This is a genomic window from Kribbella albertanoniae (assembly GCF_004348455.1).
Taxonomy (GTDB): Bacteria; Actinomycetota; Actinomycetes; order Propionibacteriales; family Kribbellaceae; genus Kribbella; species Kribbella albertanoniae.
Map to the genome: position 1 here is coordinate 16,335 of NZ_SMKA01000047.1, position 22,954 is coordinate 39,288.

The following is a 22,954-nucleotide window of genomic DNA, read 5'->3' on the forward strand; positions in this document are numbered from 1 at the left end:
GGTGAGGATAGGCGCATGAAACCGGTCATCCTCGACGTCGACACCGGGCTGGACGACGCTTGTGCGCTGCTGCTCGCCGCTCGCCACCCCGACCTCGATCTCCGGGCCGTCACCTGCGTCGGCGGGAACGTCGGCCTGGACGACGTCGTGATCAATACGCTGACCGTCCTGGAGGCAGCCGGGCGGACCGACGTACCGGTTGCGCGTGGCGCGGCGCTGCCGTTGCTGCAGCCGATGCTGACCGCGCCACATGTACACGGCGTGGACGGGCTCGGTGACCTCGACTGGCCGCGGTCCACCCGCTCTCCCAGTACGACGCCTGCTGTCGAACTCCTCCGCCAGGTTCTGCTGGACGGGGCGGCGAAGGGTGAACCGGTGACGCTGATCCCGCTCGCACCGATGACGAATATCGCGCTCCTGCTGCGCACCTACCCCGAGGCGGCGGCCGGGCTGCGCGAGATCGTGTTCATGGGCGGCGGCGCCGGGATCGGCAACGTGACCGCCTCGGCCGAGTTCAACGTCTACACCGACCCGGAAGCGGCCGCCATCGTGCTCGCAGCCGCCGGGGAGCTCGGCGTACCGGTGACGATGTACGGGCTCGACGTGTTCTACGACGTAGTGGTGACGCTCGAGCAGGCACGGGGGCTGGGCGGATCACCGGCGGCCGATCTGGCCCGCAAGCTGATCGAGAAGCGCACCGAGCTGTACGGCGACGGCGGTGCGAGCATCGGCGACGGCGGCGCCGTGTGCGCGGTGATCGATCCGGACGGCCTCACGACGGAGCGCTTCCCGGTGCGCGTGGAGCTGGCCGGAAGCTGGTCCCGCGGCCGGACGATCGTGGACACGCGGGACTTTGCGATCGATCGGAGCACCGATCCGGACGGCGTCTCCCCGACCGTCATCGAGGTGGCGACGGCCGTGGATGCTTCGCGGTACGCCGAGTTGTGGCTGGGCGCGGTCAAGTAGTCAGCTCGATCAGCCGGGCCCTGAGCCCGGCCAGGAACAGGTCCAGTCCCTCGGTGAACAGGTCTGCCGTGATGGTCGAGTCGGCAACCACGGCGGCCAGACCCCAACGGGAGGTCGCCTCGAAGAGATGGCGTGCCTGCGGTTCGGGGACGCCGAGCCGGACGAGCGATTCGATCTGCACCCGGACCAGGAGGGCCCGGGAGCCGGCACCCTGATCCCGATCCGGGGTCACTTTCGCCTGCATCAGCGCAGCCAGCCCCGGATGGTCGGCGTAGAACGCGCGGAATTCCAGCGAACCGGTTCTGGTGAGCGCGATCCATTCGTCGATACTGCGCAGATCGTCGTACGCCGCTTCGTCCGAGGCGAACTCGTCGAAGGCGTTGCGCGCGACCAGGTCGAGGAGTTCGGCCTTGTTCCGCACGTGGTGATAGAGCGTGGGAGCCCGCACCCCCAGTCGCTCGGCCACCCCGCGCATGGTGAGCCCCTCGACCCCTACGTCCCGAATGGCGGCCAGTGCAGCGTCGGCGATCGCCGCGACCGTGATCCCGGCGGCAGCGTGGGAGGACGGTGGGCGAGGCGTTGGAGTCACGGGAACCTCGTTGTGGGGGTTCGGGGGGACCGGCTACTGTCTAACGGTGTTAGACAGACTACTCGTGAGGACGGCGTCGTGACCGGATTGCACCCGACCTATCCACTGCGGACCGAGCGGCTGGACCTGCGCGCACATCGCCAGGACGACCTCGACGACCTGCTCGCGTTCCATTCGAATCCGGACATCGTGCGGTACGTGCCATGGCCGGTCCGGGACCGGGAGCAGACGCGGGTGGCGCTGGAGGCCAAGCTCACGCAGGATCGGTTGACCGAGGAAGGTCAGTGGCTGGTGCTCGCGATCGAACTGCGGGAGACCGGGACCGTGATCGGCGAGGTCCTGCTCAAGTGGGCGAGTGAGGCGTCTCGGCAAGGTGAGATCGGTTATGCCCTGCATGCCGACTATCACGGCAAGGGTTACGCCTCGGAGGCTGCGCGGGAGATCCTGCGGCTCGGCTTCGAGGAACTCGGGCTGCATCGGATCGTCGCCGTCCTGGACGATCGCAATACTGCGTCGGCGCAACTACTCGAGCGGCTCGGGATGCGCCGGGAGGCCCATCTCCTGCAGGCCTTGTGGTTCAAGGACGAGTGGAGCAACGAACTGGTCTATGCCCTGCTCAAGGACGAGTGGCTCAGCGGGCGATCGGGATCTGCAGCGTCTGACCAGGGGTGAGGTCGGCCGGGCCGGACAACTTGTTCAGCTCGGCGATCTTCTCGATGACGAGGGCCGGGTCCTGCTCCGGATTCGTCTCCTGGGCGATCGACCACAGGCTCTGACCCGGCGCCACCTGGACCGGGACCGTGCTGCTGAAGTCGGGCCCCGGGTCGAGGACACCGGCGATCCGCAGGCCGAGCACCGCGATGGCGGAACCGAAGACCAGCGCCGACACGAACGAGACCAGCATCCGGCCGCGCCGGGTCAGACGCAGCGACGGGGCCTCGAGCTCGTGCGGCTGCCGCAACTGCTGCCTGCGGGCGACCTGCCGGAGGGCGGCCGGCTCGGCGACGTGGCGGCCGAGAACCTCACCGGCACACCCGCGGACCGGGAGCGGCTCGGTGCTGCTGCCGGGGATCCGGCGGCGTCGCGGAACCCCCTGGGGAGCGGGCGCAACCTCGGGTGCCGGCCGTCCGGCCAGTACGTCACCAGTTAGGGCATCCGCTGCGAGTTCCGCTGTGCTCATCAGATCCTCCAGACCACGTTGTTCGCTGTGTTTCCCTGTCTACCGGCCGCCTCCGACAGTTTCTGCGGGGCGACCAGCCGAACACCTGTTCGATCGAACGTCTGTACGAATGATTAACCCATCACCCCTGCGGATGCAACTACTTCCAACGCCGACACGCCAGCGAAATTCCCGCCTATAACCCGACACACGAACAAACGTGCGAACCGACACGCCTTCGAACAGATGTTTGAAGAATCTCAGAATTCGGTCTACGGTCATCTCAGTCGAGCAACCTTGGCCGGTGTGTTTCTGCACCGGCCCGACCCGAGGAGCGGATCACCGATGCCCAGGACGCCGAGCGGTTCCAGCAAGAACGAGGACCGCGCCGCGAACGCCGCGGACCGGACCGTGAGCGAGCTGCCCGACGGGCCGGCCGACGCGACCGGGCTGACGCCGCGGCAGCGCCGGGTGCTCGACGTGATCAAGGACTCCGTGGACAGCCGCGGCTACCCGCCCTCGATGCGCGAGATCGGCGAGCGGGTCGGGCTGACCAGCTCGTCGTCGGTGTCGCACCAGCTGCGGGTGCTCGAGCAGAAGGGCCTGCTCCGCCGCGACCCGAACCGGCCGCGGGCCATCGAGGTCCGCTACCCCGGCGAGGTCGACGCGGCCGCCCGGCGCAGTGCGCTCGGCTCGGTGCGCCAGACGACGTACGACGAGACCGGGGCCGGCGACGCCCATCCGGACGCGGTCTACGTGCCCGTCGTCGGGCAGATCGCGGCCGGTATCCCGATTCTCGCCGACCAGCAGATCGAAGAGGTCTTCCCGTTGCCCAAGGCAATGGTCGGCGAGGGCACGCTGTTCATGCTGAAGGTCAAGGGTGAGTCGATGATCGACATCGCCATCTGCGACGGCGACTGGGTGGTCGTCCGGCAGGAGCAGACCGCGGAGAACGGTGACATCGTCGCTGCCATGATCGACGGCGAGGCGACCGTGAAGACGTTCAAGAAGACCAAGTCCGAGATCTGGCTGCTGCCGCACAACCCGGCGTTCGAGCCGATCGACGGCAAGGACGCGGTGATCCTCGGAAAGGTCGTAACAGTTCTGCGGCGAGTCTGACATCTCAGACGGCGAGCGAAGACGGGCGGGTCGTGTCAGCATTGTTCTCATGACGACTGTCTACGACTTCAGCGCGCGCCGGATCGAAGGCAATGAACAGTCTCTTGCCGATTTCCGCGACCAGGTGCTCCTGGTGGTGAACACGGCCTCGCAGTGTTCCCAGACCCCGCAGTACGCGGGATTGCAGAAGCTCTACAAGACCTACCGTCGGCAGGGCTTCTCGGTGCTGGGCTTTCCCTGCGACCAGTTCAACCACCAGGAACCCGGTGACGAGAACGAGATCGCGAACTTCTGCTCGACGATCTACCACGTCACCTTCCCGATGTTCGCCAAGATCGAGGTGAACGGATCGCGGACGATCCCCTTGTACAACTGGCTGAAACGCGAGCAGGGCGGCCTGCTCGGCGGCCGGGTCAAGTGGAACTTCACCAAGTTCCTGGTCGGCCGTGACGGCGGGGTGATCGCGCGCTACGCGCCGACCAACACCCCGGAGAAACTGGCCGACAAGATCGAGGCAGCGCTGGCGATGCCGGCCACCTCGCGGGAAGCGAACGACTGACCTGCGCCGGTCCGCGCTCGGCGATCGATGCCGAGCGCAACTACTGTGCACCGATCCGCTGCAACACCTGAACATTCGGCGTCGCAGCGCCGCGCAAATCCGACCGTATTCCGGACGATTGTCTCAGGAATCGGCGCGCCGTCCTCAGGACGTGAGCAGCACGTCGCCCGGATCGATGTCGAAGCGAAGCCCGCGCCAGACCGGATGGCGTAACCGGCCGTCGGCCGCCCAGCCCGAGAAGGTGACCTCGGCGACGAGCACCGGGTCCAACCAGTGCGCTCGGCGGCGATCAGGCCCGGGAATCGTGGCCGGATCGAAGGCCGGCCGGTCGATCTCCAGACCGGCCAGCTCCGCGCTGAGCATCTCGAGGGTGGCGAAGTCGAGGCCGGAACCGACCTTGCCGATCAGCAGCAGTTCGCCGTCAGGCTCGGCGTACGCGGCGATGTAGAAGGAACCGATCTTGCCCTCGCGATTCCCCTCCCCCGGATGCCATCCGCAGAGGATGACGTCGCGCGTCTGCACCGGCTTCACCTTGATCCAGTCCGAACTCCGCCGGCCAGGCAGGTAACGGGAACGACGGCGTTTCGCCACCACCCCCTCAAGCCCCGTCGTCACCGCAAGATCAAGAGCTTCGTCACCGTCACCGAAGGCGGCCGGCGTCTCGTAGAACGGATCCCCGAGCTCCAGCGACTCCAGCAGCCCGCGTCGATCGTCGTACGTTGCCTCAAGCAACCACTGACCGTCGAAGCGAAGCACGTCGAACAGGCGCACCGAGACCGGCACCTCGGTGATCAGGTGACGCAGCTGCCGGGGATCCCGCACGTGCATCCGCCGTTGCAGGAGACCGAACGACGGCGCACCGTTCTCGTCCAGCGTGACGATCTCCCCGTCCAGTACGGCGGGGAGTCGCAAACCGGGCGCCTCAGCCAGACCGAGCAGCTCGGGGTACCCGGCCGAGACGTCGCGGCTGTTCCGCGACCACAACCGGCAGACACCGTCGTCGACCTCGATGACGACGCGGATACCGTCCCACTTCAGCTCGTACGACCAGTCGGACCCGGACGGCATCTCCCCCAGCGCAGCCATCATCGGCAGCACCGGAGGACCGCCCGCCGGGCTCATACCGTTTGGAGTCTCTTCAAGGCACCGAGCACCTTCTCACGATCCGCCGTCGGCCACATCGGAGGCAAGGAGGCGCGCAGAAAGCCGCCGTACCGCTGGGTGACGATCCTGGGGTCGAGGATCGCGACCACGCCACGGTCGGAGCTGCGGCGGATCAGCCGACCGGTGCCCTGGGCAAGCAACAGCGCGGCGTGGGTCGCGGCGACGGCCATGAACCCGTTGCCACCGGCCTCGTCGACCGCGCGCTGCCGGGCCGCCATCAGTGGCTCGTCGGGACGCGGGAACGGGACGCGGTCGATGATGACCAGGTTGCAGGTCGAGCCCGGTACGTCGATGCCCTGCCACAGCGACAGCGTCCCGAACAGGGATGTCTCCGGGTTGTCCACGAACTCCTTGGCCAGCTCGCCCAGCTGCGCATCGCCCTGGCAGAGGATGGTCAGGTCGGTCGCCTCGCGGACGGCGGCGGTCGCGGCCTCGGCTGCCCGGCGCGACGAGAACAGGCCGAGGGTGCGACCACCGGCTGCGGTGATCAGGTCGATGATCTCGTCGAACTGCTTCTGCCCGAGCCCGTCGCGATGCGGCGGCGGGAGGTGCTTGGCGACGTACAGAATGCCTTGTTTCTCGTACTCGAACGGGGAACCGACGTCGAGGCCACGCCAGGGCAGCGGACCCGTCTCCGAGCTGTCGTCGAGCTCGGGCATCTCGTCGTCGGCCGTGAGCTTGTCGGCCGGTCGCAGGCCGACCTGGCGCGCGATCGAGTCGAAGTCGCCGCCGAGGGTCAGGGTGGCCGAGGTGAGCACGGCGGTGCGGTCCTTGAGGACGAGCTCGCGTAGCAGACCGGCGACGGTGAGCGGCGCGATCCGCAGCTCACGGCCGAAGCGCTCGCGGTCGACCATCCAGACGACGTCCAGATCGTTCAGCGCGGCGACCCGCTCGGCGACGTCGAAGATCTCCTTCACCGCGCCCTTGGCCTGCCGCTTCGCGCCGTCCGGGTCGTCGTCCTTGTCGTCGGACTTCTTGTTCAGGTCGGAGTACAGCCCGCGAGCGGCGTCGCGAACCAGGCCGGCCGCCTCCAGGACGGGCGCATTGGACGGCTCGATCCTGCCTTCACGGGTGGCTTCGAGCGCCGCTCGCAATGCGTCGGAGGCGTCGATCAGGTCATCGGCCTTGTCGTCGTCCACGAACCGTCGCGACCGCTTGGCGGCGCGCTCGACCATCTGCGGCGAGAGCTCGTCACCGGCGGCACCGGTGACGCGGGCCGGCAGCTCGTGGGCCTCATCCACGATGATCACGTCGTGCTCGGGGAGGACGGTGCGGTTCTCGAAGGCGTCGATGGACAGCAGCGCGTGGTTCGTGATGACGATGTCCGCCTTGCGGGCCTGCTCCTTCGCCTTCTCCGCGAAACACTCGTCGCCGTACGGGCACTTCTGCGCACCGAGGCACTCCCGCGCCGCGATCGCCACCTGCTGCCACGCCTGGTACTGATGCGAGGGCGCGTGGTCACGGTCGCCGGCCGCGCCGTCGAGCAGCTGCTGCTCGGCCCAGTCCCGCAGCTCCAGCACCTGCTGCCCGACCGCCCCTGCCGGCGGGACGTCGATCAGCATGCCGTCCTCGTCCGGCGCGCCCTCGCGGATCCGGTGCAGGCAGGCATAGTTGTTGCGGCCCTTTTGAATCGCGTACGACGGCCTGCGCGGCAGGAGCTTCTCGGTCGCGTCGAGCAACGCCGGGACATCGCGGTCCACAAGCTGCGACTGCAGTGCGAGAGTCGCGGTGGAGACGACCACCCGGCGGTCCTCGATCGCGTGCAGCAGCGCGGGAACGAGGTACCCGAGCGACTTGCCGGTCCCAGTGCCGGCTTGGACGAGTAGGTGCGAGCCGTCATGCATGGAGGTGTTGACGGCCTCGGCCATCTCCACCTGTCCAGGTCTGGTCTGTCCGGCGATCCCGGAGACAGCGGCTTCGAGCAATTCGCGTACGTCTACACCCACCGCCACACCCTAGCCCGCGCGACGGACAGAAATCGCCGCGCGGACCGGGCCTGTGGATAACTCAGACGACGGCTCCGCGGTCCGGGGCTGCGTCCCGGTCGACCTGGGCGCGCTTCGGGCGCGGCGGCGGGGCCGGGTAACGGCGTTCGAGCTCGAGCAGCAGCGGAGCGGCGGTCAGGTTCGACGAGTAGGTGCCGACCAGGATGCCGAGCAGCAGCGCGAGCGAGAAGTCACCGAGTGAGTCGCCACCCAGGACCAGCAGCGCGGACAGGATGAACAACGTCGAGATACCGGTGTTGACCGTTCGCGGCAGCACGTTGACGATCGCCGTGTCGATGACCGGGCCGAGGTTCTCGGTGGCGCGGGCACTGCGGGTCTCGCGGATCCGGTCGAAGACGACGACCGAGTCGTTCACCGTGTAGCCGATGATGGTCAGGATCGCGGCCAGGAAGATGCCGTCGACCGGTTTGCCGGTCCAGGCGAACACGCCGACCACGACCGCCACGTTCTGAATCAGCGCCAGCACCGCGCCGGCACCGAAGGTCCATCGGAAACGCGCGGCCAGGTAGGCCAGCTGGGCGAGCAAGGCGATCCCGAGCGCGATCAGGCCCTTGTTGCGCAGCTCTTCACCGAGCGACGGGCCGATGCTCTCGTTGCGGACCAGCTCGGCAGTGCCGCCGATCTGGCCGATCGCCTCGCGGACCTTCTCCGCCTCGTCGTCGGAGATCGTCCCGGTCCGCACGGTGATGTTGTCGTTGTCGGTCGCTTGCACGATGGCGGTCGGATACCCGGCCTCGCCCACCGCGGCACGCGCCTGGTCCGGCGTGATCGGCTGCGCCGTGCTGACCTCCAGCAACCGGCCACCGGTGAACTCGATCCCAAGGTTGAGACCCCGTACGACGACGCCCGCGACCCCGAGCGCGATCACGACGACGCTGATCAGCAACCAGCGGCGACTGTGATTCATCAGGGCCGGCCGACGGGCTTCCAGCCACGTCCGCACGCGACCGTGACCGTCGATCCCGCTGAGGCCCGGACGGCGCAGGACGAACTTCCGCGAGACGAAGAACTCGGCCAGCACCCGGGTGACCACCAGCGCAGACAGCAGCGATGCGAGCACACCGATGCTCAGCGTGACACCGAAGCCCTTGACCGGACCGGCAGCCAGGACGAACAGGAGCCCGGCGGCGAGCAGCGTCGTGATGTTGGAGTCCGCGATGGCCGACAACGCGTTCCGGAAGCCGCTGCGCAGCGAACGACGCAGGCCGTCCGTCCGGCCGCTGATGTAATCCTCCCGGGCTCTCTCGAAGACCAGGACGTTCGCATCGACCGCCATTCCGATGGCGAGCACGAAACCGGCCAGGCCGGGCAGGGTCAGCGTGGCTCCGAGCACGGTGAGCGCGGCGTACGACATTGCGGCGTAACCGAGCAGGCCGAACACGGCCATCAGGCCGACCAGCCGGTACACGAAGATGATGAAGATCGCGGTCAGCGCGAGGCCGATGATCGCGGCCTCGGCGCTGGCCCGGATCGCGTCCTTGCCGAGCGACGGGCCGACCGAGCGCTGGTCGATGATCTCGACCGGGACCGGCAGCGAGCCGCCCTCGATCAGCGCCGCCAGGTCCTTGGCCTCGGCCTCGGTGAAGGAGCCGCTGATCGTGCTCTGGCCACCGGGGATACCGGTGCCGCAGAGCTGGTTGCCGCCGTTCGGGTCGACCTGCGGGGCGCTGATCACCTCGTTGTCGAGGACGATCGCGATCATCCGCTTCGGCGTGTTCACCGGCTCACAGGCGGCCTTGCCGGTGATGTTCGCCCAGATCTTGCCGCCGTCGCCCTTGAACTTCATCTGGACGAACCAGCCCTGGCCCGGCTGGGCCGGGTCGATCATCCCGTCGGCACCGCTGACGAGCTCACCGGTCATCGCCGGCTTCGCGAGCTGCAGGACACCGGCGCCGCCCTCCGCGGGCAGCCAGATCTCGCCCTTGGCGGTCTTGGCCGGCTTCTGCTCGACCTGGTTCAGCACCTCGTGGAAGGTCAGCTGGGCGGTCTTGCCGACCACCTTCGCGGCCTCGCGCGGGTCCTGCAGACCGGGCAGCTCGACGATGATCCGGTTCTCGCCCTGGCGGGTGACGTTCGGCTCGGCCAGGCCGAGGGCGTCGACGCGCCGGTGCAGCACCTGGGTCACGTTGTCGGTGACCTCTTTGGTGACCTTCACCTCCGGCGTGTCCTTCGCCTCCAGCACGATCTGCGTACCACCCCGCAGATCGAGGCCGAGCTCGGGTTTCGCGGTCAGGACGACGAACGTCGACAAGCCGAGGACGACGAACGCGAGCAGAGCGCGAACGATGGACGACCGGTTCACTACATCCTCCGGAGCTGGGCACCCGCCGTACGGGTGTCGTGACAGAGAGCGGGCCAGGGCAGGCGTGGCGCACAGTGTACGGACATGAATCAAGCGCCCGCTCGCGGCAGCGCTGTGCCATGGCATCAGCACACCCCTGAACTGATTGACGGGTCAGGTGAGCACGGCCTAACTTCTGGTCCACCCCGGTCCGTAGTCGACTCCGGACCGACGGTCATCACCGCTCCGCCCCGGTGGGTGATGAGAGTTCCTGAGGAGGAACCGTGCGTCGTACCGTCTCACTGATTCTCGCCGTGGGCCTGGCCCCGGCCCTTGCCCTCGCCACCGCCGGTGCCGCCGGCGCCGCACCCGGCCCGGACCGGATCATCGTTCAGCAGGCCAAGGCCGAGCCCGGTGTCTCGGCCATCAAGGACACCTACATCGTCGAGCTGAAGAAGGGGATGAAGCTGAAGAGCGGCCTGGGCATCACGCCGCAGCGCCAGTTCAGCACCGCCGTCAACGGCTTCAGCGCCAAGCTCACCGCCGCCCAGCTGGGCGCACTGCAGAAGAACCCCGATGTCGTCGCGATCTCGCAGGACGTGCGGATCGAGAACGCCCTCGACGCCACCCAGACCAACCCGCCGTCGTGGGGGATCGACCGGATCGACCAGCGCAACCTGCCGCTGTCCGCGTCGTACACCTACACCCGGACCGGCACCGGCGTGCACGCCTACATCATCGACAGCGGCATCACCCCGTCGCACCCGAACTTCGGCGGCCGCGCCACGTTCGACTTCAACGGCATCGACAGCAACAACACCGACTGCAACGGCCACGGCACCCACGTCGCCGGCACGATCGGCTCCACGTCGTACGGCGTGGCGAAGAACGTCCGGCTGCACGGTGTCAAGTGGCTGGACTGCGCCGGCGGCGGTACGGCGTCCTCCGCGATCGCGGCCGTGGACTGGGTGACGCGGAACGCCGTCAAGCCCGCCGTGGCCAACGCCTCGTGGAACTTCAGCGCGAACACCACGCTGGAGACCTCGCTGCGCGCCATGATCAACTCCGGCGTCTTCCTGGCCGCCTCGGCCGGAAACACCGGCGGGAACTCCTGTGACCGCCTGCCGCGCAAGATCGAGACCGCACTGGTGGTCGCGGCCTCGGAGCGAACCGACGCACGGGCGTCGTACTCGAGCACCGGCGCGTGTGTCGATGTCTACGCTCCGGGATCGGCGATCGTCTCCACGCTGCGCACCGGTGGCAGTGGCGCGATGAACGGTACGTCGATGGCGTCACCGCATGTTGCCGGTGTCGCGGCGCTCTACCTGCAAACCAGCCCCTCGGCGACACCGGCGACGGTGAAGTCGTACATCGAGACCAACGCGACGCCGAACGTCGTCAGCGGTGGTGGCACCGGCGGTACGGTCAACCGCCTGCTCTTCACGAACGGCCTGTAACACCACGGGAGACGCCCCCGAGGACTACTCGGGGGCGTCGATCCCGTGTTCGATCGCGTAGCGGACCAGCTCAGCCCGGTTGTGAAGCTGCAGCTTCCGCAGCGTGTTCTGCACGTGGTTCTCCACCGTGCGATGTGACAGCACCAGACGGGTCGCGATCTGGCGGGCAGTCAGCCCGCGTGCGACCAGCCGGAGCACCTCGGTCTCCCGCTCAGTCAGCTGCGGTACTTCGGGACCAGCCCCGAGCCGCCGGTACTCCCCCAGCAACAGTCCGGCCAGGCCGGCGCTGAAAACCGCGTCCCCCTCGGCAGTACGCCGTACTGCGTCGTCGAACTCGTCCAGTGATGCCGACTTCACCAGGTAGCCCGACGCACCGTTCTTCACCGCAGCCAGTACGTCGTCCTGTTCCGCACTGGCCGACAGGACGAGCACACGGGTATCGGGGAGGGCCGCGGTGATCTCCCGCGTCGCGTCGACCCCGGAACCGTCGCCCAGCTGCAGGTCCATCACCACGACATCCGGTCGGGTCGCCAGCGCGATCTTGACCGCACTCGCAACGTCCTGCGCGGTCGCACAGACGTCGTACCCGCGACTCCCGAGGTCACGCGCCACACCTTCACGCCACATCGGGTGGTCGTCGACGATCATGACTCTGGTCATCGGTTCACCTTGAGCTCCCACTCGGTTCCTTCGCCTGGTGCGGTACGGACGGTGGCGGTGCCACCGAGGTCGGTGATGCGGCCGCGGATCGACTGGCTCACTCCGAGGCGGCCGTCGACTCGGGCCTGTTCCAGCTGGGCGGGCGTCGTACCGGCTCCATCGTCGCGGATCGACACCAGTACGGCGTCGTCGAGGTCCTCGACCACCACCCAGGTGCGGGCGTCGCCGCCGGCGTGCTTGTCGACGTTGCTGAGCGCCTCTTTGACCGCGGCGACCAGCTCACCGGCTGCAGCCGCCGTTAGTAGGACGGGTCCCGCCGGCACCACCACATCGATCCTGGTGGTAGCCAACGACAACAACTGGCTGCACAGGTCAGTCTGGTCGCCGCCTGCTGTCACTGGGCGGGCAGACATCAGTGTGCGCAGAGCAACCTCCTGCTCGGCCGCCATCTGGGCCAGCTCGACAGCCTCTCCCCCAATGGCGTGGCCGCGGCGCTGCACCTGAGCCAGCACCTGCAGGACACCGTCGTGAATAGACCGGCTGAGTCGCAGCCGCTCGGCAGTCGCGCTCTCCGTGGCGATGGCCTCCCGCAGCCGGTCCCCAGCACGCCTCATCGTGGAGGCGGCGTACCCGACGACCAGTCCGGCGACGAGCAGCAGCTGCACGTTGCTGAGCACCTTTGACGCGTTGTCGACGCCCCGGAGCGACAGCAACGCCAGACTGATGGTGGCGGCGCCCAGTAGACCACCGTCGCGGCCCCGTGAGATCGCAAGTGCCAGCACCGGTCCGGCAGCCCAGACCGAGGTCAGCACCGACGCACCGCCCCTGATGTCGATGAGCGGCTGCGCGAACAGCGTGGCGTACATGCAGCCCGCGGTGACGACCAGGTCTGCGAAGGCGAGCCGGGTCTTCCGCCGTCCCCAGCGCCTGCTGTAGCCGAACGACGAGATCAGCGTCCAGACCGCCATGATGGCCATCTGCAGTACGGCGCCCGACGGCCGGGCAATCCCCTCCCAGCGGGTCCAGACGCCGAAACAGGCGAACCCGAAGGTGATCACCCGGAACACGACCAGAGCACGCCACAACGGCTGCAAGAGGTCTACCGGATCGCGCTCCACCGCCACAGTCTGTCAACACTCCGGCCCGCTGCGACCGAGACGTCGTACTCGGCCGGTTGAGTAATACCACTCATGGTGCAGGTTTCCCCGTGGGTTTACCGGTTTTTTCCGCCATCTGCTTCCGGAGCCCCGCGCCTGCCCCGTACTCTCGCGCAGAACACGCTCGGGGGAGCTACGAACACGCCGCGTCACAGCCGCGGCCGAGTCGACAATGCATGGAGGGGAATCGTGCGCAAGCTACCCGCTGGGCTGTTCAGCCTGGCCCTGGCGGCAACCGCCGGGATCGGATGGGCGCAGGCCGGCAATGCCGCCTCACCGTCCACCGACACTTCGGGACCGGTCGCCAGTGAGATCGCACCCGAGCCGGACGAGATGCCGAACCCGCGCGAGGAGAAGCGCCGAGACCTGCGGCAGGAGGCACTGACCAAGGTTCTGAGCGGCAAGGCGAAGCCGGAGCTGCGCAACGGCAGCAAGGTCGTCAAGCTCGGCACCAAGGCCGCCGGCGCCAAGGGCATCAAGAACAAGGCCGGAACGGTCGACCAGTACGTCGAGCTGAGCCGCGAGAAGAGCGACAAGATCTTCGTCGTCCTCGCCGAGTTCGGCAACGAGCGGCACCCGAACTACCCCGACGTCGACACCTCGCCGAACTTCCCCGGCCCGACGACCTGGGACGGGCCGCTGCACAACGCGATCCCGGAGCCGGACCGCTCGGTCGACAACAGCACCGTCTGGCGGTCGGACTACAGCAAGCAGTACTTCCAGGACCTGTACTTCGGCAACGGCAACTCGGTCAAGAAGTACTACGAGAAGCAGTCGTCCGGCCGGTACACCGTCGACGGCACCGTCACCGACTGGGTCAAGGTCAAGTACAACGAGGCCCGCTACGGCCGGTCCAACGGCGCGCCGTGCGCCGCGAACAACTGCAACAACGTCTGGGCGCTGATCGCGGACTCGGTCAACCAGTGGGTCGCCGACCAGAAGGCCAAGGGCCGCACCACCGAGCAGATCAAGGCCGACCTGAAGTCGTTCGACGTCTGGGACCGCTACGACTTCGACGGTGACGGCAACTTCAACGAGCCCGACGGCTACATCGACCACTTCCAGATCGTGCACGCCGGCGGCGACCAGGCCGACGGTGACCCGTGGCAGGGCGAGGACGCCGTGTGGTCGCACCGCTGGTCGGTGCAGTACCCCGGCGGCCCGGCGACCAACCCGGCCGGCGGATCGCAGATCGGTGACACCGGCCTGTGGGTCTCCGACTACACCATCCAGCCGGAGAACGGCGGGCTCAGCGTCTTCGCGCACGAGTTCGGCCACGACCTCGGTCTGCCGGACCACTACGACACGTCCGGCCCGGCGATCGAGAACAGCGTCAACTGGTGGACGATCATGGCGCAGAGCCGGGTCAGCAAGGCCACCGACGGCGGCATCGGCGAGCAGGCGGCCGACTTCGGCGCCTGGGACAAGCTGCAGCTGGGCTGGCTCGACTACGAGATCGTGGCGGCCGGTCAGAACCGCACGCTCGAGCTCGGACCGCACGAGTACAACTCCAAGAAGGCCCAAGGCCTGGTCGTGACGCTGCCGAAGAAGTCGGTGACCCACGATCTGGTGGCTCCGGCCGCCGGCACGAAGTCGTGGTGGAGTGGTCAGGGCAACCAGTTCACGCACACCATGAACCGCCAGGTCACGCTGCCTGCCGGTGCCGCCGCGAGCCTCACCTTCCAGGCCAACTGGGCGATCGAGGACTGTGGCAACGTCGCGTGTGACTACGCCTACGTCGAGGTGAACGACGGCACCGGCTACAAGCCGATCGCCGGCAGCATCACCAACGCGGCCGAGGGCAACGGCATCGACGGCACGAGCACCGGCTGGGTCCCGGCCACCTTCGACCTGTCGGCGTACGCCGGTAAGACGGTCGGCCTGCAGTTCCGCTACACGACGGACCCGGCGGCGGTCGAGCTGGGCTTCTTCGCCGACGAGATCAAGGTGACCTCGGGCGCCACCACGGTGTTCGGTTCCGGTGCCGAGACCACGCCGGACGGCTGGTCGCTCAACGGGTTCAGCACGGTAGGAGCGTCGTACACGAGTCAGCACGACAACTACTACCTCGCGTCGCACATCAACTACGTCGGCTACGACCAGCACCTGAAGACCGGCCCGTACAACTTCGGCTTCGCGAACACGGCGCCGGACAAGGTCGAGCACTTCCCGTACCAGGACGGTCTGCTGCTCTGGTACTGGGACACCTCGCAGGGCGACAACAACACCAACGTGCACCCCGGTGAGGGTCTGGTGCTGCCGATCGACAGCCACCCGGTCCCGATCAACCGCCTCGACGGCCAGCTCTGGCGGCCGCGGGTCGGCGGGTACGACGCTCCGTTCGGTCTGGAGAAGGCCGACTCCTTCTCCCTGCACCTCAACGGCAACTCCAACTACATCCGCGGTCAGGACGGCGTCCGGACGTTCAACGACTCCAAGCCGTACTGGTTCGCCGAGCAGCCGATGGCGGGTGTGAAGGTGCCGAACAACGGCGTCAACATCAAGGTCGTCTCGCGCACCGGCACGACCATCAAGGTCGAGGTCTCCAAGCGCAAGTAGCTACCTGACGCTTCAAACGGAACAACCCCCGCCTGATCGGCGGGGGTTGTTTCTTGTGGAACGTCAGGCGACCGCGTACGGCGTCAGGTCGCCGGCCAGGGCCGGGTGGACCCGTGCGAGCACGCGGGTGCCGTCGGCGGTGTGCTCGAGCTGCTCGACGGAACCTTCCGAGTGGATCCGGGAGACCAGGTCCCCGCGGTCGTAGGGCAGCAGCAAGTCGAGCGAGATGAGCGGCTGCGGAAGAGCGCCCTCGAGGAGCTCGCGGAGCTTGTCGATGCCTTCGCCGGTGCGGGCGGAGACGACGATGGCGCGCGGCTCGCGGGCCAGGATCGGGGCCAGCGCCAACGGGTCGGCGGCGTCGGCCTTGTTGATCACGATGATCTCGGGGACGTCGAGGGCGTTGATCTCGCCCAGGACCTCACGGACCGCGTGGATCTGCGACAGCGGATCCGGGTGCGAACCGTCGACCACGTGCAGCAGCAGGTCGGCGTCCGCGACCTCCTCCAGCGTCGAGCGGAACGCCTCGACGATGTCGTGCGGCAGGTGCCGGACGAAACCGACCGTGTCGGTCAGGGTGTAGACGCGGCCGTCGGCCGTCGTGGTCCGCCGGGTGGTCGGGTCCAGGGTCGCGAACAGCGCGTCCTCGACCAGTACGCCGGCGCCCGTGATCCGGTTGAGCAGCGAGGACTTGCCGGCGTTCGTGTACCCCGCGATCGCGACCGACGGGATCAGGTGCCGGCGCCGCTCCTGGCGCATGGTGGAGCGGGTGCCCTTCATCTCCTTCAGCATCCGGCGCAGCTTGGAGATCTTGGTGTTGATCCGGCGCCGGTCGGTCTCGATCTTGGTTTCACCAGGACCACGGCCACCGATACCGCCACCGGCCGCACCGACGCGTCCACCGGCCTGGCGGGACAGGTTGCCACCCCAACCACGCAGGCGCTGCTTCATGTACTGCAGCTGGGCCAGCTCGACCTGGGCCTTGCCTTCCTTGCTCTTCGCATGCTGCGCGAAGATGTCCAGGATCAGCGCGGTCCGGTCGACCACCTTGACCTTGAGCCGGTCCTCCAGGTTACGCAGCTGCGCAGGGGCCAGCTCGCCGTCGGCGATCACCGTGTCCGCACCGGAGGAAGCAACCAGGTCACGCAGGTCGGCCACCTTGCCGGAACCGATGAAGGTCGCCGGGTCCGGCTTCTTGCGGCGCTGGATGACTCCGTCCAGCACCTCCGAACCGGCCGTCTCGGCGAGCAGCTTCAGCTCGGCCAGCGAGTTCTCTGCGTCCTCGGCGCTGCCTTCGGTCCAGACGCCGACCAGCAGCACCCGCTCCAGCAGCAGCTTGCGGTACTCGACCTCGCTGATATCGGTCAGCTCGGTCGACATCCCGACCACGCGGCGCAACGCCTGGCGTTCCTCGAGCTCCAGGCCCTCGGTGGTGCCTTCGCGGTCGGTCTCGTCGTAGTCGTCGTGACCCGTCAACGAAGCGCCGGAGTCATCGCCCTGCAGCAGGTCGGTTTCGACGTCGGAGGTCTCTTCGTAAAAGTTCGATTGGGTCGTCATATACCTTCCATGGTGGCACGGGCCCCTAGTACAGGCGACCCGATTAACCACGTCAACGCCTCAACCGTTGCCTGAATTCCCCTTCAGCCAGGCGCGGTCGAAGTCCCCACGAGCGTGCAGGACGGCCGGTCCGGTCAGTTCCAGGTGGTTGTCTTCACGCCAGGTGACCGTCACCTCACCGCCTGGTACGCCGACGCGGTACGTGACGGGCAGCGTCTGCCGGGCCGCTTTGGCTGCGGCCACAGTCACCGCACAGGTCCCCGTGCCGCAGGAACGGGTCTCCCCCGAACCACGCTCGTGGACGCGCATGTCCACGTCGTACGGACCACGCCGTACGACGAACTCCAGGTTCACGCCGTGCGGGAACGCCTCCTGCGGGGACCAGCTCGGCTGGTCGCACAGGTTGCCTGGCTCGCTCAGATCGTCGATGAAGGCCACTGCGTGCGGATTGCCCATGTCGACGTGCAGAGCGGGCCACTGGTGACCGTTGGCGGTGACAACGACTCCGGCGGGTCCGGGCAGAGCGGGCTCGCCCATGTCGACAGTGAGCGTGCCGTCGTCGTTCTGGACGACCTCTTTGACCCCTGCGCGCGTGCCGACGCGGACTGGCTTGTCATCGATCAGACCGGCGTCTGCGAGGTACCGGACGAACACCCGGACGCCGTTGCCACACATCTCGGCAATGGACCCGTCCGCGTTGCGGTAGTCCATGAACCAGTCGCCGCCGTCTTCGACGTACGTCTGACTGCTGCCTGCGAGCACCCGCAGTACGCCGTCCGCCCCGAGGCCGGCGTGGCGGTCGCAGAGGAACTGCACCAGCGTCGCGTCCAGGTCCCCGTGGACCGTGCCGTCGGGGTCAGGGAGGATCACGAAGTCGTTCTCCGTGCCATGGCCTTTCAGCCACGGGAATGTGGTGCTGCTCATGGGTAGATCGTACGGTGTGGGGTTATGGAGCTGATCGCCTACTTCTGGGAGCAGGAGGACGCCGAGTCGGTGGCTGCGCAGTTGGACGGCGTCGTACGGCGGGGGCGGTTCCACGGAGAGGACGACGACGAGGACCACCCGTGGCTCGTCGTACTGGGTGCTGTGGACCGCGCCGTACTGGACGCTCTGCTGGCCGAATACGACGGGTGGCTGGAGACTGCGGCCTCCGAGCCGGCGGTGGCTGTGGCTCCCCCGCCGTTGCCCAGTGGGCCCAAGCGCTTCAAGAAGTGAGTTCGATGGTGGCGACGACGTTCTGCCTGATGAAGTCGGTGTCGACGTCGTGGCCCAGACCTGCTGTGGTCGGCACCTGTACGACGCCCTGGGTGGCAACGACGGGTGGAGTGATGACGTCCTGGGCGTAGTACTTCGCGGAGGCTGAGACGTCGGACGGGAGCGTGAATCCGGGGAGGCTGGAGAGCGCGACGTTCGCCGCCCGGCCGATGCCGAACTCGTGCATGCCGCCGCACCAGACCGGGATCCCTGCCTGGTGCGCGAGATCATGTGCAGCTCGAGCTGCAGTGAGGCCGCCCATCCGGGAGATCTTGATGTTCAGGATCCTCAGTGCGTCCAGAGAGAGCGCGATCTTGAGATCATCGACGGTCTCAACGCTCTCGTCGAGGCAGATCGGGGTGCTGATCTGCTGCTGCAGACGCGCATGGGCGAGCAGATCTCGTGGGGCGAACGGTTGCTCGATCATCGTCAGGCCGAACTCGTCCAGTGCTTTCAGTTGAGATGAATGCTCCGCGGTGTAGATGCCGTTGGCATCGACATGGAGATCCAGCTCGGGGTAGGCGGCGCGGACCGCGCGGACCGGTTCGACGTCCCAGCCTGGGGCGATCTTGAGTTTCACGCGGGGATATCCGGCCGCGAGATGCCGCTCAACCTCGGTCAGCAGATCGTCGATCGTCGGCTCGATACCGAGCGAGACACCGGCCACGACCTCGCTCCGGCTACCGCCGAGCGCCGCGGCCAGCGGGACGTCGTTACTGGTTGCCCAGAGCACCCATCCGGCCACGTCCAGACCCGACTTCGCGAACTGGTTGCCGCGTACTTTCGCCCAGAACTGCGGGACCTCCTCGGGCCGCTCCCATTCCTTGCCGAGGATCGCGGGCACGAGATAGCGCTCTCCGAGGAGCCAGCAGGTCTCGACGGTCTCGGGCGCGTAGTACGGGTCGGACGGCGAGGCGATCTCTCCCCAGCCCACGGCACCGGATTCGTCGGTCAGTTCGACCAGGATGTGGTCGAGCAGGCTCTTGCCGTGCGAACTGGTCCGGAACTCGTGCACCAGCGGCAACCGGACCCGGTGCAGCTTGGCCGCGACGATCTTCATTGCGTTCCTCTCAACTGATGTACAGGCCCAGCTCGGTGTTCAGGCGATCGCGTTCTCCGAGCCGGCGGCGGGCGCCCTTGGCGCTGGCGGTCGTGAGAGTCGCGAGAACGTGCAGGACAGACGCGATCACGGTCGGCGAGTCGACGTACGATGCGCTGCCGGTGGCGACGTAGATGCATTGATCCGCGACCGCTGCCAGTGGGGCGTCCTCGAAGTCCGTGACGACGACGAGCTCACCGCCAGCCGCCTTGAAAGAACGCGCGATCTCGACCGTATCCCGTCGATACCGGCGCAGCGAGAACGCGACCATGAGATCGCTGGACCGGACATCGGACAGTACGTCGACCGCCCGCACGACGGTCCCGTCGACGAGTGTCACCTGGGACAAGCCGGCGCTGAGGTCGAAAGCGAGCAGGGACGCGTACGAGAACGACTTCGCCGAGCCGACCACGAACCGCCGCCGTGCCGCAACGATCCGAGCCGCAGCCAGCGCGATCGCATCATCGGCCAGGATCTTGTCGAGCGCTTCCTCGATCGAGGCCCGCTCCTGCTCGACCACCCGCCGCTGAAGCAGGGTCGACGACCGCCTTTGCAGGCGCGCGTCGTACCGGTCCTGTGGGCTGGTGAGCTCGCGGTTCCGCTCCTCGTTGCCGCTCTCTCGGCTGCTCACTCGGCTGCTCCGAACAGGTACGACGCGGTGTGCTCGTCGTCGCGATGGAGGCCGATGGCAACGAGTCCCTTGGCCAGGAGTTCGGCGAACTCGTCGCGCACCCGAGCAATCACCGGCGCCGTCACCGCGGCGCGGTCAACCGGCACATCGATGCGGGCCACTGGATAAGGCTCAGGGACCTGACTGGGCTCGGGGTCCGTTGTCAGGTTCCATTCGACGACCAGGCGGTCGGTGCCGGGGCCGTAGAGATCGGGGGCGTACCAGCGGCCACGGGCGCCGAGGACATTCAGGTTGAAGTGGGCGTTGCGGAGCTGGAACGGGTCGTAGGTCCAACGCATCCGGGTCATGCCGCTGGCCAGCGCCACCTCGCGCTGGGCGTACTTGAGCATCCGTCCGAGACCGCGACCCTGCAGCTCGGCGGCCACGACGGCTGACTGGGAATAGTGGTAGAGAGCGCTCTCTGAGGTCCCCGGGAATCCGTAGGCGAAGGCGACCAGCCGATCGGCCGTATCAAGAACGCCGACCACGGATCCACCGTTCCCGGCCAGCGCGGCGAGCAACCGGGGATTGAGGCCGTGATCCGGCTGCTGATAGCCGAACACCGCGCGATACAGCGCCGCGGCCTCGGCGTACTGCTCCGGGGTCTGCAGCGAGACCGCCCTGAAGTCGTCGGACACCGCACGCTCCTCTCAAAGATACGGAACGGATCATGTCCGCCGTACGAGTAAAACTGGTGACGACTGAGCGAGTCAATCGGCGACCGGATGATGATACGTTCACTATCCATGGACCTCCCGCTCATGATCGACCGCCTCCGCAGCTACGTCGAGGACGAGACCCGGACCGGCGATGCCACCGCCCTCAACGCGTTCGCCGACCGCCTGGTCCACCGGTACACCGAACTGGGCGCCACCGCCCGCCGAGTCCCCAGCCCCACCGGCGACCACGTCGTCGCAGATTTCCCGGGCCAGGGAGCGCTCTCTGACGCCGCACCGGTCCTGTTTCTCGCGCACCACGACACTGTCTGGCCGATCGGGCAACTCGCCGGCGCAATGCCCTGGCGGCTACAGGACGGCGTGATCCACGGCCCCGGAGTGTTCGACATGAAGGGCGGACTAGTGATCCTGGAGACCGCCCTCGCCCACCTCGTCGGAAACGGTGCGGATCATCGGCCGGTGCAGGTGATCGTGGTCGCCGACGAGGAGGTTGGGTCGCCGTCAGCGCGGGAACTGGTGACGACGGAGTCGGCCGGGGTGGTGGCTGCGTTCGGGCTCGAGCCGCCGCATCCGAACGGGGATCTCAAGACGTCGCGCTGGGGCAGTACGCGAATCCGGATCACCGTCACCGGTCGGGAGGCGCACGCGGCACTCGACCCAGAGAGCGGTATCTCGGCGATCGACGAGCTGGTCGACCAACTGATCGCGGTGCGTTCGGTGGTTGCGCGGCACGAGCACGTGCTCTGCAACGTGGGCACGTTGGAGGGCGGCGGGCGGACGAACGTGGTCGCTGGGTCGGCGTGGGCGGATATCGGGTTTCGGTTCATGGATCCCGAGACCGAGAGCGCCGTACTGGAGGCAGTCACCGCATTGCCCGCACTGCGGGCCGGGGCCGTTGTCGAGGTGAAGGTGATGTCGAATCGGCCGGCCTGGCAGCCCTCGGCGGCAACCGAGGACCTGCTTGCGAAGGTGGTTGCGGCTGGGGAGTCGATCGGTCAGGAGGTAGGCGGAGCGGCCGCCTCGGGCGCGGCGGATACCAATCTGACCGGCTGGCTCGGGATTCCCACGCTCGACGGACTGGGCCCGGTAGGCAAGGGCGCGCACGCCGTCCACGAACAAGCAGTCGCCGCCAGCCTCGCCGAACGAGCCGCCCTCGTCGCCGCCATCATCACCACGATCTGATCCAGCAGCCCACAGGCCAACCCCTTCGCCGGCCAGATCGTGCTGAGGGCCCGGCGCGACGCCTGGCCTCCGGCGGTAGACCTGGTTGATCCCCTTGCCTGTAAGGGCGGATTTGCCTCGTTATCGTTCTGTGACTATAGTCGAACACATGTTCGAGGAAGAGTTGTTGACGCTATCGACGGCCGACTTGCTGGAGTCGGCCGCCGAAGAACGTGCGGCCGAATCCCGGTCGGCCACACGCTCCCTCGTGCATGCGGTCGTGTACGCCGATCGCTTCCATCCCGACGTCTGTCCGGATCGTCCAGGCCGTCGTGCGAGCGATGGCCGCGAGCGTGCGGTGGTGCTCGGCGGTGACGGCTGCCCACCGATCCTGGAGTTCTGTGTCTCCGAGTACGGCGCGGTAGTCGGAGTGTCCCCGGGAGTGGCGCGGGACTATCTCGCGAACGCGCTGGCGTTGCGGGCCCGGTTTCCGTTCGTCTGGGCCCGGGTGCTGGCGGAGAAGGTCACGGCCTGGAAGGCGCGCAACCTCGCCCGTGACTGCGAGAAGCTGTCGCTGGAGGCTGCGCTGTACGTCGACAAGCGCGTAGCGCACCTGCTTGACAGCATCTCGCCGACCCGGCTGGCCAAGATCATCAAAGCCGCGAAGATGCACGCCGACCCCGACCTGGCAAAGGCCGAGGCGGCTGAGAAGACCGACGAGCGTGGCGTCTGGGTAGGCCGCTCCGACGAGCACGGCACCAAAACCTGCGTGATCAAGGCGTCCTCGGGGGCGGTCCGGCGGCACAAGGCAAAGATCGACGAGATCGCCGACGCCCTGCTGGCCCTCGGCGACAAGCGCAGCG

20 protein-coding genes and 1 pseudogene are annotated in these 22,954 nt (G+C 67.7%); 9 read left to right on the forward strand and 12 right to left on the reverse strand.

Annotated features, from left to right (window positions below; genetic code table 11):
• Window positions 1-15: 15 nt before the first annotated feature.
• Entirely contained in the window at window positions 16-966 is a 951-nt protein-coding gene (locus tag E1261_RS13580) for a nucleoside hydrolase (protein WP_132406459.1), read from the forward strand.
• Here the strand turns inward: E1261_RS13580 and E1261_RS46865 are convergent.
• Window positions 959-1,555 carry a TetR/AcrR family transcriptional regulator gene (locus tag E1261_RS46865; RefSeq protein WP_132406461.1) on the reverse strand — a complete coding sequence of 199 codons (597 nt, stop codon included), beginning with the start codon at window positions 1,553-1,555 and terminating at the stop codon, window positions 959-961. The two genes, E1261_RS13580 and E1261_RS46865, sit on opposite strands and share 8 nt — an antisense overlap.
• Window positions 1,556-1,633: 78 nt before the next feature.
• Between E1261_RS46865 and E1261_RS13590 the strand changes: the two genes are divergently transcribed.
• Window positions 1,634-2,227 carry a GNAT family N-acetyltransferase gene (locus E1261_RS13590; RefSeq protein WP_132406463.1) on the forward strand — a complete coding sequence of 198 codons (594 nt, stop codon included), beginning with the start codon at window positions 1,634-1,636 and terminating at the stop codon, window positions 2,225-2,227.
• On the opposite strand, the gene E1261_RS13595 is transcribed toward E1261_RS13590, so the two are convergent.
• Window positions 2,187-2,735, reverse strand: a complete 549-nt coding sequence (locus E1261_RS13595) for a LysM peptidoglycan-binding domain-containing protein (protein WP_132406465.1) — start codon at window positions 2,733-2,735, stop codon at window positions 2,187-2,189. The genes E1261_RS13590 and E1261_RS13595 overlap by 41 nt on opposite strands.
• A gap of 324 nt (window positions 2,736-3,059) precedes the next feature.
• Here E1261_RS13595 and lexA point away from each other — a divergent pair, with 324 nt between their 5' ends.
• Both lexA and E1261_RS13605 read left to right on the forward strand, forming a co-directional pair.
• A complete protein-coding gene (gene lexA, locus E1261_RS13600; RefSeq protein ID WP_132406467.1) occupies window positions 3,060-3,833 on the forward strand; it encodes a transcriptional repressor LexA in 774 nt (257 codons plus the stop codon).
• 49 nt (window positions 3,834-3,882) lie between these two features.
• Window positions 3,883-4,392, forward strand: a complete 510-nt coding sequence (locus E1261_RS13605; RefSeq protein ID WP_132406469.1) for a glutathione peroxidase — start codon at window positions 3,883-3,885, stop codon at window positions 4,390-4,392.
• A gap of 144 nt (window positions 4,393-4,536) precedes the next feature.
• Here E1261_RS13605 and ligD read toward each other — a convergent pair whose 3' ends face one another.
• Genes ligD through secD form a run of 3 tightly spaced genes read right to left on the reverse strand, consistent with a single transcriptional unit; the run spans window position 4,537 to window position 9,864 of the window.
• Complete coding sequence (gene ligD / locus E1261_RS13610) at window positions 4,537-5,514, reverse strand: non-homologous end-joining DNA ligase (protein WP_132406471.1); 978 nt, start codon at window positions 5,512-5,514, stop codon at window positions 4,537-4,539.
• Window positions 5,511-7,508 carry an ATP-dependent DNA helicase gene (locus E1261_RS13615; RefSeq protein WP_132406473.1) on the reverse strand — a complete coding sequence of 666 codons (1,998 nt, stop codon included), beginning with the start codon at window positions 7,506-7,508 and terminating at the stop codon, window positions 5,511-5,513. The genes ligD and E1261_RS13615 overlap by 4 nt, the downstream gene beginning before the upstream one ends.
• Window positions 7,509-7,563: 55 nt before the next feature.
• Window positions 7,564-9,864: a protein translocase subunit SecD gene (secD, locus tag E1261_RS13620; RefSeq protein ID WP_132406475.1), complete on the reverse strand. Its 2,301-nt coding sequence runs from the start codon at window positions 9,862-9,864 to the stop codon at window positions 7,564-7,566.
• A gap of 263 nt (window positions 9,865-10,127) precedes the next feature.
• Between secD and E1261_RS13625 the strand changes: the two genes are divergently transcribed.
• A complete protein-coding gene (locus tag E1261_RS13625; RefSeq protein ID WP_132406477.1) occupies window positions 10,128-11,300 on the forward strand; it encodes a S8 family peptidase in 1,173 nt (390 codons plus the stop codon).
• A gap of 24 nt (window positions 11,301-11,324) precedes the next feature.
• On the opposite strand, the gene E1261_RS13630 is transcribed toward E1261_RS13625, so the two are convergent.
• Window positions 11,325-11,960, reverse strand: coding sequence for a response regulator (locus tag E1261_RS13630; RefSeq protein WP_132406479.1), 636 nt, complete (start codon window positions 11,958-11,960; stop codon window positions 11,325-11,327).
• A complete protein-coding gene (macS, locus tag E1261_RS13635; protein WP_132406481.1) occupies window positions 11,957-13,078 on the reverse strand; it encodes a MacS family sensor histidine kinase in 1,122 nt (373 codons plus the stop codon). The genes E1261_RS13630 and macS overlap by 4 nt, the downstream gene beginning before the upstream one ends.
• Window positions 13,079-13,306: 228 nt before the next feature.
• Here macS and E1261_RS13640 point away from each other — a divergent pair, with 228 nt between their 5' ends.
• A complete protein-coding gene (locus E1261_RS13640; RefSeq protein WP_132406483.1) occupies window positions 13,307-15,676 on the forward strand; it encodes an immune inhibitor A domain-containing protein in 2,370 nt (789 codons plus the stop codon).
• Between the two features lie 63 nt (window positions 15,677-15,739).
• Here the strand turns inward: E1261_RS13640 and hflX are convergent, their stop codons facing one another.
• Window positions 15,740-17,230: a GTPase HflX gene (gene hflX / locus E1261_RS13645; protein WP_132406485.1), complete on the reverse strand. Its 1,491-nt coding sequence runs from the start codon at window positions 17,228-17,230 to the stop codon at window positions 15,740-15,742.
• Between the two features lie 60 nt (window positions 17,231-17,290).
• Window positions 17,291-18,154, reverse strand: coding sequence for a diaminopimelate epimerase (dapF, locus tag E1261_RS13650; protein ID WP_132406487.1), 864 nt, complete (start codon window positions 18,152-18,154; stop codon window positions 17,291-17,293).
• Between the two features lie 24 nt (window positions 18,155-18,178).
• On the opposite strand from dapF, the gene E1261_RS13655 reads away from it, so the two are divergent.
• A complete protein-coding gene (locus E1261_RS13655; protein WP_132406489.1) occupies window positions 18,179-18,445 on the forward strand; it encodes a hypothetical protein in 267 nt (88 codons plus the stop codon).
• Here E1261_RS13655 and menC read toward each other — a convergent pair.
• From menC to E1261_RS13670, 3 genes are read right to left on the reverse strand one after another with little or no spacing between them, the layout of a single operon-like run.
• Window positions 18,435-19,544: an o-succinylbenzoate synthase gene (gene menC, locus E1261_RS13660; RefSeq protein WP_132406491.1), complete on the reverse strand. Its 1,110-nt coding sequence runs from the start codon at window positions 19,542-19,544 to the stop codon at window positions 18,435-18,437. The genes E1261_RS13655 and menC overlap by 11 nt on opposite strands.
• 10 nt (window positions 19,545-19,554) lie before the next feature.
• The gene (locus E1261_RS13665; protein ID WP_132406493.1) at window positions 19,555-20,214 is read right to left on the reverse strand and encodes a MurR/RpiR family transcriptional regulator; all 660 of its coding nucleotides are present in this window, start codon (window positions 20,212-20,214) and stop codon (window positions 19,555-19,557) included.
• Window positions 20,211-20,891: a hypothetical protein gene (locus tag E1261_RS13670; RefSeq protein ID WP_132406495.1), complete on the reverse strand. Its 681-nt coding sequence runs from the start codon at window positions 20,889-20,891 to the stop codon at window positions 20,211-20,213. Before E1261_RS13670 ends, E1261_RS13665 begins: the two co-directional genes overlap by 4 nt.
• Before the next feature lie 108 nt (window positions 20,892-20,999).
• On the opposite strand from E1261_RS13670, the gene E1261_RS13675 reads away from it, so the two are divergent.
• Both E1261_RS13675 and E1261_RS13680 read left to right on the forward strand, forming a co-directional pair.
• A complete protein-coding gene (locus E1261_RS13675) occupies window positions 21,000-22,112 on the forward strand; it encodes a M20/M25/M40 family metallo-hydrolase (protein WP_132406497.1) in 1,113 nt (370 codons plus the stop codon).
• Between the two features lie 148 nt (window positions 22,113-22,260).
• Window positions 22,261-22,954 (forward strand): annotated as a pseudogene (locus E1261_RS13680) (hypothetical protein); the annotation flags it as partial.